We start from the raw sequence: 13,021 nt of genomic DNA on the forward strand, positions 1-13,021 counted from the left end.
GTACGAGGTCACCGACGGCGTCTACCAGGTCCGCGGCCTGGACCTGTCGAACATGACGCTCATCGAGGGCGACGACGGCGTCGTCGTGGTCGACCCGCTGGTGTCGCGGGAGACGGCCACGGCCGCTCTGGGCCTGTACCGCGAGCACCGGGGCGAGCGTCCGGTCACCGGTGTGATCTACACGCACTCCCACATCGACCACTTCGGCGGCGTCCTCGGCGTGACCGACCCCGAGCGGGACGACGTGCCGATCCTCGCCCCGGAGGGGTTCATGGCGCACGCCGTGGCGGAGAACGTCTACGCGGGACCGGCCATGTTGCGGCGCGGCATGTACTACTCCGGCGCGTTCCTGGACGTCGGCGCGCGGGGGATGGTCGGCATGGGCCTGGGGATGGCCACCTCCCACGGCGAACCCGGCCTGGTCCCCCCGACACTGGACGTCACCCGCACCGGCCAGGAGGAGACCGTCGACGGGGTGCGCCTGGTGTTCCAGCTGACCCCGGGCACCGAGGCGCCCGCGGAGATGAACTTCCTACTGCCCGACCGCCGCGCGCTGTGCATGGCGGAGAACGCCACCCACAACATGCACAACGTCCTCACCCTGCGCGGCGCCCTGGTCCGCGACGCCCGGGCGTGGTCGCGCTACCTCAACGAGGCGATCCAGCTCTTCGCCGACGACACCGATGTCCTGTTCGCCTCCCACCACTGGCCCACGTGGGGCCGGGACCGGGCGATGGAGTACCTGTCACAGCAGCGCGACGTGTACTGCTACCTGCACGACCAGACGCTCCGCCTGCTCAACCGGGGCCTGACCGGAGCCGAGATCGCCGAGGAGCTGACGCTGCCCCCCGACCTGGACCGGGTCTGGAGCACCCGCGGCTACTACGGCTCGCTCTCCCACAACGTCAAGGCGGTCTACCAGCGCTACCTGGGCTGGTACGACGGGCACCCCGCCTCCCTGTGGGAGCACCCCCCGGAGGAGACCGCCAAGCGGTACGTGGCCACGATCGGCGGCGTCGACGCCGTGGTGGACAAGGCGCGCGCCTACGCCGACGACGGCGACGACCGCTTCGCCGCCCAGCTCCTCCGGCACGCGGTGTTCGCCGACCCCTCGCACACGGGCGCCCGGGAGCTCCTGGCGTCCGTCTTCGAGCGGCTCGGCTTCGGCGCGGAGAACGCCACCTGGCGCAACTGCTACCTGATGGGCGCCCGGGAGCTGCGTGAGGGCGTGACCCCGACGTCGCTCGCCTTCGCCCGCATGACGGCGTCGCTCACCGTCACCCAGGTCTTCGACCTCATCGGCATCCGCGTCGACGGGCTCAAGGCGGCACGGACCCCGCTCACCGTCGACTGGGAGTTCACCGATCTCGGGGAGCGCTACCGCACGCGGCTGTCCAACGGGGCGTTCGTGCACTGGAGGGCCGACGGCGCGCTCTCCGGGGACGCCGACCTGACCCTCCGGCTCACCAGGGGGAAGCTGTTGGGGCTGATCTCCGGGGAGGGCGGCCTGGACGACATCGACCACACCGGAGACCTCGGCGTGCTCCAGCGGCTCGTGGACGTGCTCGACGCCCCCGACCCCAACTTCCCGATCGTCACGCCCTGAGAGGCCCGCCCGGGTGGGCCGCCGTCCCGGTCGGACACGGGGCGGCGGCCCCTCTCATGTCGTGACCCGACACCGCCTCCATACCCCTCGGTGGTATGTTCGCGGGTGAGCGGGGCGCGACGGTGCGTTCCGGCCGCCAGGGGGGAGGCATGCCGTGCGCGCGATGCTGCGTCGCTGGGCGTCCGCCCTGGCCATGGCAGTTCTCGTCCTGCTGGTCCTGGCCTGGCACGGCATCGGTGAGTGGAGTCCGGCCACCCTGGAGCAGCCCGGCGAGCCGATCGCCCACGCGGCTCCGGCCGAGCCCGTGACACCCGTCGGCGGCACGGCCGCGGTCCACGACGCGCTGCACGGCGGCACGGCCCTGGTTCCGGTGACGTCGTCCCAGACGGCCCCCGGCCACGCGGACGTGTCCCACGCGGGCCCGGCCGACTGCCCGGCCGCCGCGCCCACCTGCTGGACCGGGCATCCCACCCCCGACCTGCCCGCGCCCGCGCCGGTGCCCGACGTCGTGCTGCCTTTGCCTCCCGCCATGGCGGCCCTCCGAGCGGACCGGTGGTCGGCCGCCCCGCCCCGCGCCCCCGACCTCTCCGAGCTCTCGGTTCTGCGGATCTAGAAGCCGTCTGCCTCCCAGACGTTCTCCGGATCCGTCAACCGAAAGGTCGTTCCACCATGTCCGCATCCGCTTTCCGCGTGCCCGGAATCAGCCGCCGCGACTTCGTCGGAGGTGGCACCGCCCTCGGCGGGGCCGTCCTCCTCGGCGCCTGCTCGGGCGGGGGCGGACAGACCCGCGCCTCGCTCATCACCCCCGACGACGCCCGCGTCGGCGCCGTCGAGGACGGGCGCGACGCCACCGGGCGCGAGCACCGGGTCACCCTCACCGCCGCCCCCACCACCCTCGACCTCGCGGGCACGACCGCCGCCACCTGGGCCTACGGGACGTCCGTGCCCGGGGACGAGCTGCGGGTCGGCGCGGGCGACACCGTCGTCGCCGAACTCGTCAACGACCTGCCCGACCCGACCAGCGTGCACTGGCACGGCCCGGCCCTGCGCAACGACATGGACGGCGTCCCCGGCCTGACCCAGGACGCCGTCGCCCCCGGGGAGCGGTTCACCTACCGCTTCGTGGCCGCCAACCCCGGCACCCACTGGTTCCACCCGCACGTCGGCACCCAGCTCGACCGGGGGCTGTACGTGCCGTTCGTCGTCGAGGACCCGGACGAGCCGCTGTCGTACGACGAGGAGTGGGTGGGCGTCCTCGACGACTGGCTCGACGGTGTCGGCGGCACCCCGGACGACGTCCTCGACGAGCTGCTCCAGGGCATGGACGGGGGTTCGGGCCACGGCGGCCACGGTTCGGGCGACGGGGACGGCCCGATGCGCATGGGGCGCACGCTGATGGGCGCCGCCAGCGATTACCTGGGCGGGGACGCCGGGGACGTCTACTACCCGGAGTACCTGGTCAACGGGCGTCCGGCGGGGGACCCGCGCACCTTCGAGGTGGCTCCGGGCGCGCGGGTGCGCGTCCGGTTCGTCAACGCGGGCGGCGACACCGCCTTCCGGGTCGCGCTCGGCGGACACACGATGACCGTCACCCACACCGACGGGTACCCGGTCGAGCACCGGGAGGCCGACGCGCTGCTGATCGGCATGGGCGAGCGCTTCGACGTGCTGGTCACCCTGGAGGACGGCGCGTTCCCCCTGGTGGCGCTGGCGGAGGGCAAGGGGCGGGCCGCCTTCGCCGTCGTGCGCACCGGCGGGGGTTCGGCTCCGGAGGCCGACACGCGCCCGGAGGAATTGGAGGGCCGCGTCATCGTGGCGACCGACCTCACCGCCGACGAGGGGGCGCGCCTGGCCGAGGCCGACCCCGAGGTCGAGCACCGGATCGAGCTGACCGGAGGGATGGCGGACTTCGACTGGGGGCTGAACGGCCGCCGCCACGACCCGGAGGACCCCGCCGGGAACGCCTTCCGGGTGGCGGAGGGCCAGCGGGTCCGGCTGACGTTCACCAACGCGACCGACATGTGGCACCCCATGCACCTGCACGGGCACCACTTCCAGGTCGGGGCGGACGGCCCGCGCAAGGACACCGTGATCCTGCTGCCCGGTCAGACGCTGTCGTGCGACTTCGACGCCGACAACCCCGGACTGTGGATGACGCACTGTCACAACGTCTACCACGGGGAGGCCGGGATGATGGGGGTCGTCGGCTACTCCGCGTGACGGGCGGGCGGCCGAGGTTTCACGTGAAACCTCGCTGTGTTCGTTCTGGGCCTCCGCTTCGCCCCAGCCCGTGTTCGGGCGCCCTCAAGGCAGGGATTCTTCCTCCTCGTCGTCGCCTGCCGCTCGTTCCTCGTCCGCGGCTCCACTCGTCGTGCGGAACCCCACCGGCGCCCGAACCGGACCGCCGTGGCGCCGTCACCCGGCCTCGGACCGCTCCGGCGCGTCGACGCCGGGCTCCAGGCAGTCGCGCATCGCGCGGTGCCACCGGTTGCCCCGCAGCCCCGGTTCGAGGGCGGTCAGCACCGCCGCGTACTTGCTGAAGCCCACCTCGCGCAGGCCGTGCTCGTGCAGGCGGCGCTCGGTCGCGGTCAGTCCGCCGCGCGTCTTGACCTCCACGAGCACCGCGTCCGGGCGCGTCCTGACGGAGCGTCCGCCGCGGTACCCGACCAGGTCGGTGTCCAGCGTCACCCGCTCCGCGCCGGAGTCGGCGACGAGCGTGGTCCTGCGGTAGTCGGTGACCGCGCTCGGCACCAGGTCCTCCGGCGGCTCCAGCCCGTACCCGCGCAGCGTGCCGTCCACGAACGCGCGGTCCCGCTCGGTCAGCCGGTCGGGCGGCCCCGGAAGTTCGGCGCGCCGCTTGTCGGTGCCGCCGCGGGCCCCCTTGAGCTTGACCTCGCACATCCGGGTGCGGGTGTCGACGTAGGTGCGCACCCGCACCTTGTACCGCAGCCGCCGCCGTTGCCGGTGGTCGTGGAACGTGTCCAGCCCGGGTGTGTCCAGGTAGGTCGACGAGTACAGGAAGGACCCGCGGCCGCCGATGGTCAGCACGCCGTACCGGGACGCCGCCCCCGCGAAGACCGCGTGCACCAGGCGGGTGGGCACGAGGTACGTGCGGCAGGCGCGGGCCACCAGCGCGGCGCGCGCGTTGACCTCCTCCAGCGGCACCGGCCGGAGGTCGCCGAGCCCGTCCAGAGCGGGAGGGAGCGGGCTCACCGGCGCCCCGCCCGGGCCGGAGAGGGGAACACGGCCGTCCACGCGGGCGGCTCCGAGGGCGCGCCGTCGGTACGCGGGACGCTGAAGCGGACGTCGACCACCATGAGGTCGCGCACGTAGTCGGTCTCGGTGACGTCCACCCGGCGCACCCGACCGCGCAGCCGGGCCTCCAGGTCCTGGCGCAGCGACACCGGGTCCTCGTGCACCACGTCCAGCGTGACGACGCGGCGCTCCTCCCGGGGCAGCAGCCGCGGACTGTCCGCCACGAACATGACCGTGAGCAGCAGCGCGTTGAGACCGAGCAGCATCCACGGGGAGGCCGCCGCGACCGCGTTGACCAGGCCGAGCGCGATCGCCGTGAAGTAGTAGCCGATCTCGCCCTGGCTGATCGTGTCCGAGCGCAGCCGCAGGATGGACAGCACGCCGAAGAGGCCGAAACCGACCGCCAGACCCACCTCGCGCTGGGTCAGCATCGCGACGATCCCGAAGATGCCGGTGTTCAGCGCGACGTAGGCCAGGAGCAGGTCCCGCCGGCCGTGGCGGCGGAAGTAGAGGACGTAGGCCAGGAGGGTGATCGCGGTCAGGTCGACCGCCAGAGCGAACCAGATCATGGTGACCACTCTGGTGGCCGACCGTGACGGGACGATGAGCGCCGGATGAGGGAACGTTCATCCGGCGCCCATCGGTGCCGGTGCCGATCCCGTCACCGGAGCAGCCGGTACCCCATGCCCCGGACGGTCACGATCCGTTCCGTGCCCACCTTGCGCCGCAGCGCCCGCACGAACACGTCCACCACGTTCGACCCGGGGTCGTGGTCGTAGCCCCACACGTGCGACAGCATCTGCTGCCGGGACAGCACCTGGTCGGGGTGGCGCATGAGCAGCTCCAGCAGCGCGAACTCCCGTCCGGTGAGGTCGGTCGCGGTGCCGTCCACGTCCACCCTGCGCGTGCGCAGGTCCAACACGAGCCCGCCCGCGCGCAGCACCGTCGTCTCCGCGGGCCGCTCCGAACGCAGCCGCAGCCGCACCCGGGCCAGCAGTTCCTCGAAGCTGAACGGCTTGGTGACGTAGTCGTCGGCGCCGATCTCCAACCCCGTCACCGTGTCGCGCACGGTGTCGCGCGCGGTGAGGATGACCACGGGGATGTCCACGCCCAGGGAGCGCACCCGCCGCAGCACGTCGAACCCGTCCGCGTCCGGCAGCCCCAGGTCGAGGAGCATGAGGTCGAACCCGCCGGTGACCGCGTAGTCGACGGCCTCCGACCCGGTGCCGACGACGGTCGTCGCGAACCCGCTCGCGGACAGGCCCTTGCGGACGAAGGAGGCGATCCGCTCCTCGTCCTCGACGATCAGGACACGACTCACACGTGCTCCCTTCCGAGGGGGATGACGAGGGTGAAGGTGGATCCGGCGCCGGGTGCCGAACGCAGGTCCACGCGGCCGTGGTGCGCCTCGGCGATGGCGCGGACGATGGCGAGCCCCAACCCGGATCCCCGGTCGGCGCGGGCGGAGCCGCCGCGCGCGAACCGCTCGAAGATCCGGCCGTGCTCCTCGGGCGGGATGCCCGGCCCGTGGTCGCTCACCCAGAACAGCACGTCGGGGCCGCTGACGGAGGAGCCGACACGGAGGGTGGCGCCCGGTCCGGTGTGCCGGACGGCGTTGGCGGCCAGCTGCACGACCGCCTGCGTGACCCGCTGCGGGTCGAGCGCGGCCGTCCCCTCCGCCACGGACTCCAGCCGCCAGTCCCGGTCGCCGAGCTGCCGGGCCTTGGCGTCGATGTCGCTGGTCAGCTCGGCCAGCGACACCTCCTCCGCGCGGAGGAAGTCGGGCCGCTGGACCTTGGCGAGCAGCAGCAGCTCCTCCACGATGCGCGCCATCCGGTCGAGTTCGTCGGTGACCAGGCGGACCACCTCGCGCCGCTCCCCGGGGTCGTCGCCCATGAGCTCCAGGTGCCCGCGCACGATGGTGATGGGGGTGCGCAGTTCGTGCCCGGCGTCGTCGAGGAAGCGGCGCTGGTCGAGGAAGGCGCCCTCCAGGCGGTCGAGCATGTGGTTGAACTGCTCGGCCAGGGCGGCGATGTCGTCCCGGCCGGACACCTCGATGCGGCGGGTGAGGTCCTCCTCGGTGATCTCCGCCGCGGCCTGGCGCACCAGGCGCACGGGGGTGAGGATGCTCCCGGCCACCCACCAGGCGGCCGTGCTCGCCGCGAGCAGGCCGACCAGGCTGACCAGCGCGACCGTGCGCGTGGTGTCGGCGATCTCCGCGGCGCCGCGCTCGGTGAAGTACCCGGTGACGAACCAGCCCTCGGCCCCGTCCCTCCCGGCCGGGGGAGGACGTGGATCTTCTCCCACTCCATGGGTCCGGCCGGGGTGTCCAGGGTTCCGCGCGCGTGGGGGGAGTCGAGGACCTCGGCGACCAGCGCGGGGTCGGCCGACACGTCGAAGGGCGGTTCCTGGCCCTGGCGGATCCGTCCGGAGTCCGTCGCCACCCAGCCGAAGAGGATCTCGGCCTCGTCGGGGTACTGCCGTTCCAGGTGGACGCGGATGAGGGCGGACACGTCGGTGAAGGGCTCACCGGTGGTCGGGTCGACCCCCACGGCGGCGAACTCGCGGAACTCGGCGGTCTCCTGGGTCAGCGCGCGGTCGACACCCGCGTCGGCGCTCGCGGTGAGCGCGCTCCACGTGACGGTGGTGACCAGGACCAGGACCGCCGCCATCAGGGTGACCACCCACGCCACGATCAGCAGCCGGGCGGGGACGCGGCGGCGCTGGGGGACGTCGGGGAGGGGGCCGCGCAGGACGAGGGTGCGCGAGGGGTCGTCGGAGGCGGGACCGGACGGGTGGTCCGGGGCCTCGTCCGAGGGGGACGCGTCGGAGCGTGCGTCAGTCGTCATCGTCGCCCCAGTCGTCCGCGTCGTCGTCTCCGTGGCAGTCGTCATCGTCGTCGCAGGTGTACGGCGGTGGGGGCGCGGACGACGGATCCGGTGACGGGGAGGCGGTGGACCCGTCCCCGTCGGTGACGGGAGGGGGAGGGGCGACGACGTCGTCGTCGGCGGAGGGGTTGGCGGCGCCCTCCGGGGACTCGCCGACCACGACCTCCTCCGGCGGGCGCGTCCGCGTCCCGGGGGCGGACGACGCCCACGCGAACACGGCGCCCACGACCAGGACGGCCGCCAGCACCGCGCTCGCCAGCAGCAGTAGTGGTGATCTCATAGGGCCTGAGCATGCCCGATTCCGGAGAGTGCCCAGATGAAACCAGTATGAGGGAATCTTCATCCTCGGCGGGGAACGCGTGACGCGTCAGGCGTGGGCGCGCCCCCTCGGAGGAACCCGAGGGGGCGCCGTGCCGCGTCCCGGGGTCAGACGAGGGAGGCCGGTGTCCGCAGGGTTCGCGGGGTGCGTCCCGCCAGGACGGCCGTCGCCAGCGCGACGACGGCCATGAGGACCCACACCCCCTGGTACGCGCCCAGGGAGGGCGTGTCCGTTCCGCCGATGACGAAGCCGGCGAGCACGGCGGCGAAGACCGCGCCGCCGACGCTGCCGCCCAGCGTCTTGACGTTGTTGTACACCGCGGTGGCGCTTCCCGAACGGTCGGCGGGGCTGGCCTCCACGATCAGGGTCGGCAGCGCGCCGAGCGCGAGACCGAACCCGAGCCCCGCCACGGCGAGGGAGCCCAGGAAGGCCGGGAGCGTGTGCCAGAACAGGACGAAACCGACAGAACCGGCGGCCATCAGGGTGAACGCGAGGAAGACCGCGCGGCGGTAGCCGACGCGGGAGCCCAGGGGCGCGACGGTGCTCGCGCCCGCGAACGCCGTCACGCTCGGCAGCGTGACGCACAGGCCGATGTTCAGGACGCTCAGCCCGAACCCGTACCCGGCGGCCTCGGGCGAGGTGGCCAGGTACACGACGAGGACGCTCTGTCCGCCGAGCAGGAGCAGGCCGAGGGTGAACCCCGCCGCGTACTGCGGGGCGACGACGGGGGCGACCACCGCGCGGACGTCCACCAGCGGGTCGTCGGCGCGCAGCTCCACCCGGACCCACCAGACGACGAGCACCGCCGCCAGGGCGAAGCCGCCCCAGACCATCGGCGATCCCCACCCCCAGCTCTCGGCCTGGGAGATCGTGCCCAGCAGTGTGACCAGCGCGAGTCCGATCAGGGCGCCGCCGACCCAGTCCATCCGGCCGGAGGCGCGGGTGCGGGCCTCCGGAATCCCCACATAGGACAGCGCGAGGCAGCCCACCGCGACGGCGGCCAGCAGGCCCAGGGTGATCCGCACGTCGCCGACCACGGTCTGGACGACTCCGACCAGGAGGCTGCCGAGCATTCCGCCGAGGGTGAGCGACCCCACGAGCAGTCCGATGGCGCGTCGGGCTCGTTCGGGGTCCAGCCGGTCGCGGACCAGGCCGATCTCCAGGGGCAGCAGTGCCGCGAGCGGCCCCAGCAGCGCCCGGCCGACCAACAGGACCGCGAGGTTGGGCGCGAGCGCCACGACGACCGAGCCGGTCGCGACGCACAGCAGGGACACCCGGAGCATGCGCCGGTACCCGTACAGGTCGCCGAGCCGTCCGAACACCGGGACGCTCACCGCGGCCGTCAGGTACTGCACGGCGACGATCCAGTGCAGGTGGGTGCTGGAGACGTCCAGTTCCCCCTGGAGGGAGGGCAGGAGGGGAGCGATGGAGCCCTGGAGGATCCCGCTGGTCAGCTCGAAGAAGACCAGGAGACCCACCACGGCGACGACGCCCCTGGCCATCGCTGGCGGTGCGGCCGGGGCCGCTCCCGGCTCCGCGTCCGGGGACCGGTCGGTCCGTGTCTCGTGCTCACTCATGGTCGGCACCCTTCGGCGTCGTTGGGGGATGGGGATCGGACTCAGGCGGTCCGGGCGAGGCGGCGCGCGGCCAGCTCGGCGAGCAGGGCGGCCTGGGCGGGCAGGACGGAGTCGTCGTAGCGCGCGTCGGGGGAGTGGTTGCCGGGGGCGGTGGCCGGGTCCGCGTCCGGCGGGGTGGCGCCGAGCATGAGCATCACGCCGGGGACCTCGCGCAGGACGAACGAGAAGTCCTCCGACCCGGAGGCCGGGACCGGGGACACGAACCCGCGCTCCTCGCCGAACAGGTCGTGGACGGTCTCCAGCGCGAACGCGGCCTCGGCGTCGTCGTTGACCGTCGGCGGGTACTGGACCTCGTACTCGACGTCGGCCTCCAGCCCGTGGGCGGCGGCGATCCCCCGGACCAGGGCGGGCAGGTTCTCCTGGAGCCGGGCGTGGTTGGCCTCGGAGTAGCAGCGCACGGTGGCCTCGAATTCGGCCTGGTGCGGCAGCACGTTGTTCTGGGTGCCCGCGACGAGCCGCCCGACGGTGACGACGACCGGGTCGAAGATGTCGTAGGTCCGCGTGACGTGGTTCTGGAGCGCGGTGACCATCTCGCACGCCGCCGGGACCGGGTCCCGGCCGGTGTGCGGGGCGGATCCGTGTCCTCCGGCACCGCGCACGGTCACCCTCAGCACGTCGGATCCGCTCATCGCCACGCCCGGTCTGGTGGCGACCACACCCGCCGGGAGCAGGGACGAGGCCACGTGAACGGCGTAGGCGGCGTCGAGGGGCACGCCCGCCGCCTTGAGCACGCCCTCCCCGATCATGAGCGGGGCGCCCCCGTATCCCTCCTCGCCCGGCTGGAACATGAACACGACGTCGCCGTGCAGTTCCTCGCGGACCTGGCACAGCAGCCTGGCGGCCCCGACCAGTCCGGCCACGTGCAGGTCGTGGCCGCAGCCGTGCATCCGGCCGTCGACGGTGGAGGCGTAGGAGACGTCCGCCGTCTCCCGGACGGGGAGGGCGTCCATGTCGCCGCGCAGCAGGACGGCGCCGCCGGGACGGCCGCCCCGCAGCACGGCGGTGACCGAGCTCAGGCCGGTGCCGGTGGTGATCTCCAGTGGGAGGCCCGCCAGGGCGTCCAGGATCCTGCGCTGCGTGCGCGGCAGGTCCAGCCCGAGTTCGGGCTCGCGGTGCAGGGCGCGGCGCAGTTCCACCAGCTCCTCGCGCAGCTCCTCGGCCCGTCGCGTGATCGACTCGGCCATCGACATGACGGAATCCCCCCTGTGGATCGTGTGATCGTTTCCGTCACACTGGAGGTAAGGGGTACGAAGCGGTGTTAAATCACCGGAAAACCGCATCAGGGGACTTCAGATGCTGGAAAAACGCGCGATGGACGACGTGGACCAGGCGCTCGTCCACGCCCTCCAGGTCGCGCCCCGGGCGAGCTGGGCCCGGGTCGGAGCGGTCCTGGGACTGGACGCGGCGACGGTCGCGCGCCGCTGGCAGCGGCTCCACGAGAACGGCGCGGCGTGGGTGACCTGCGGTCCGGGCACCGGACTGTCCGGCTCCGGGTGTCTGGCGTTCGTGGAGGTCGACTGCGCCAGCGGCGACCTGATGGCGGTGGCCCGGGGCTTCGCCAAGCTGCCGCACGTCTCGGCGGTCGAGCACGTCACCGGTGACCGGGACCTGGTGCTCACCGTCATGGCCGAGGACGTCGGCGCGTTGTCCCGATGGGTCGTGGGGTCGCTGGACACGATGCGCGGCGTGCGGTCCAGCCGCACCCATCTCGCCGGGACGGTGTTCACCGAGGGCAGCCGGTGGCGGTTCCGGGCACTGACGCCGCGACAGGTGGAGAGTCTGGCCGAGGAGGCGCCGGAGCCGAGGCCCACCCGGTCGCCGGACGCGCTCGACCGGCGGTTGATCGTGGCGCTGACCGAGGACGGACGGGCCTCCTACACGGCGCTCGCCGAACTGTGCGACAGCACGCCCGACACCGTGCGCCGCAGGGTGCGCCACCTGTTCGCCGCCCGGATGGTGCAGGCCCGCTGCGAGGTCGCCCGCCCGCTCTCGGAGTGGCCGGTCGCCGTCATCGTCTGGGCCCGGGTGCCGCCCGACCAGGTCGCCGAGGCCGCGCGGAGTGTCACCGGCATGCGCGAGGTGCGCCTGTGCGCGGGAGTGACCGGACGGCACAACCTGCTGGTCATCGCGTGGAGCCGGTCCGTGGAGGACGCCCAGCGCTTCGAGGCCGACCTCGTGCGGACCGCGCCCACCATCGTCGTCGGCGACCGCGCCGTCGCCCTGTGGACGATGAAGCTCAGCGGTCAGCTGCTCGACCACCGGGGCTATCGGACGGGCGCCGTCCCCATCGACGCGTGGGACGTCCCGACCGGGCCGCTCACCGAGTGAGCCCGGACGGGGAGGGAAGAGGGGGCGGCGCCGTGACAGCGCCGCCCCCTTCGCGCGGATCATCCGGGTGGGTGGCCGAGTGAGGGTGGGTCACCCGGGGCCGGACTGACCGCCGGAGTCCCGTCGGGTCAGTTCTTCCCGACCGTCCTGCCGATGTGCTCCAGGTCCTCCTGGTTCCAGCACTCGACCCCGGTGATGTCGGGCATGCTGTCCTTGGCGAAGACCGGGTCCGTGCCCTGGCGGCGCTGCCGGACGAAGTCGTCGAGCAGTCGGAACGCGGTCGGCGCGAGGAACGCCAGCGCGGCGAGGTTGACCAGGGCCATGAGGCCCATGGTCGTGTCGGCCAGGCTCCAGACCAGGCCGCCGGAGCCGATCGCGCCGAGGAAGGTCACCACCACGACCAGGAGTCGGAATCCGATCATCACCGAGGGGTTTCGCGTCAGGTAGGCGACGTTCGAGACACCGTAGAAGGTGTTGCCGAGCACCGAGGTGAAGGCCACCAGCAGGATGATCAGCGTGAGCAGGTGCAGCGCCCACGGACCCAGGTTGGCCTCCAGCGCGTTCTGCGTCAGCGTCGGACCGGCCTCCTCGGTGTAGGTCGGGTCGGACAGCAGGATGATGAAGGCCGTGGTGGAGCAGACGATGAGGGTGTCGAAGTAGACGCCCAGCGTCTGTACCAGGCCCTGCTTGACCGGGTGGCTGACCGCGGCGCTGGCGGCGGCGTTGGGAGCCGAGCCCAGACCCGCCTCGTTGGAGAACATGCCGCGCCGCATACCCTGCACGATCGCCGTGCCGATGCCGCCCGCGGCGATCTCCCGGAGCCCGAAGGCGTGCATGACGATGTCGGCGATCACGGCGGGGATCTGACCGATGTTCATCACGACGACGACCAGTCCCATGAGGATGTAGAGCGTCGCCATGAACGGCACCAGAGTCGTCGCGGCCCCGGCGATCCGTCGGGCGCCGCCGAAGATGATCACACCGGCGG

11 protein-coding genes and 1 pseudogene are annotated in these 13,021 nt (G+C 73.0%); 4 read left to right on the plus strand and 8 right to left on the minus strand.

Annotated features, from left to right (window positions below):
* The 3 genes from D471_RS0113260 to D471_RS0113270 all read left to right on the plus strand — a co-directional run.
* Nucleotides 1-1,606, plus strand: a 1,606-nt coding sequence (locus tag D471_RS0113260) for an alkyl/aryl-sulfatase (protein WP_017599057.1), incomplete at its 5' end; no start/stop codon positions are given.
* A 154-nt stretch (nucleotides 1,607-1,760) separates the two neighbouring features.
* Nucleotides 1,761-2,219 (plus strand): hypothetical protein, encoded by a 459-nt coding sequence (locus D471_RS37640; protein WP_017599058.1) that lies wholly within the window; start codon nucleotides 1,761-1,763, stop codon nucleotides 2,217-2,219.
* A gap of 77 nt (nucleotides 2,220-2,296) precedes the next feature.
* Entirely contained in the window at nucleotides 2,297-3,826 is a 1,530-nt protein-coding gene (locus D471_RS0113270; protein WP_017599059.1) for a multicopper oxidase family protein, read from the plus strand.
* A gap of 195 nt (nucleotides 3,827-4,021) precedes the next feature.
* Here D471_RS0113270 and D471_RS0113275 read toward each other — a convergent pair whose 3' ends face one another.
* The 7 genes and pseudogenes from D471_RS0113275 to D471_RS0113305 all read right to left on the minus strand — a co-directional run bounded on the left by D471_RS0113275 (nucleotide 4,022) and on the right by D471_RS0113305 (nucleotide 10,895).
* Nucleotides 4,022-4,861 (minus strand): polyphosphate polymerase domain-containing protein, encoded by an 840-nt coding sequence (locus D471_RS0113275; RefSeq protein ID WP_017599060.1) that lies wholly within the window; start codon nucleotides 4,859-4,861, stop codon nucleotides 4,022-4,024.
* Nucleotides 4,816-5,430, minus strand: a complete 615-nt coding sequence (locus D471_RS0113280; RefSeq protein ID WP_051059162.1) for a DUF4956 domain-containing protein — start codon at nucleotides 5,428-5,430, stop codon at nucleotides 4,816-4,818. Before D471_RS0113280 ends, D471_RS0113275 begins: the two co-directional genes overlap by 46 nt.
* Nucleotides 5,431-5,522: 92 nt before the next feature.
* Nucleotides 5,523-6,182, minus strand: a complete 660-nt coding sequence (locus D471_RS0113285; RefSeq protein ID WP_017599062.1) for a response regulator transcription factor — start codon at nucleotides 6,180-6,182, stop codon at nucleotides 5,523-5,525.
* A pseudogene (locus D471_RS34305) lies at nucleotides 6,179-7,710 on the minus strand (sensor histidine kinase). The gene D471_RS0113285 and the pseudogene D471_RS34305 overlap by 4 nt, the downstream one beginning before the upstream one ends.
* Nucleotides 7,700-8,029, minus strand: a complete 330-nt coding sequence (locus D471_RS0113295; protein ID WP_017599063.1) for a hypothetical protein — start codon at nucleotides 8,027-8,029, stop codon at nucleotides 7,700-7,702. The pseudogene D471_RS34305 and the gene D471_RS0113295 overlap by 11 nt, the downstream one beginning before the upstream one ends.
* Before the next feature lie 146 nt (nucleotides 8,030-8,175).
* Nucleotides 8,176-9,645, minus strand: coding sequence for an MFS transporter (locus D471_RS0113300; RefSeq protein WP_051059163.1), 1,470 nt, complete (start codon nucleotides 9,643-9,645; stop codon nucleotides 8,176-8,178).
* A 41-nt stretch (nucleotides 9,646-9,686) separates the two neighbouring features.
* Entirely contained in the window at nucleotides 9,687-10,895 is a 1,209-nt protein-coding gene (locus tag D471_RS0113305; RefSeq protein ID WP_017599065.1) for a M20 metallopeptidase family protein, read from the minus strand.
* Between the two features lie 103 nt (nucleotides 10,896-10,998).
* Between D471_RS0113305 and D471_RS34310 the strand changes: the two genes are divergently transcribed.
* Nucleotides 10,999-12,033, plus strand: coding sequence for an Lrp/AsnC family transcriptional regulator (locus D471_RS34310; RefSeq protein ID WP_051059161.1), 1,035 nt, complete (start codon nucleotides 10,999-11,001; stop codon nucleotides 12,031-12,033).
* 128 nt (nucleotides 12,034-12,161) lie between these two features.
* On the opposite strand, the gene D471_RS34315 is transcribed toward D471_RS34310, so the two are convergent.
* Nucleotides 12,162-13,021 (minus strand): alanine:cation symporter family protein (locus tag D471_RS34315; RefSeq protein WP_017599067.1); only part of this gene is annotated, 860 nt, incomplete at its 5' end.

Origin of the sequence: Nocardiopsis lucentensis DSM 44048 (assembly GCF_000341125.1) — a bacterium.
GTDB lineage: Bacteria > Actinomycetota > Actinomycetes > Streptosporangiales > Streptosporangiaceae > Nocardiopsis > Nocardiopsis lucentensis.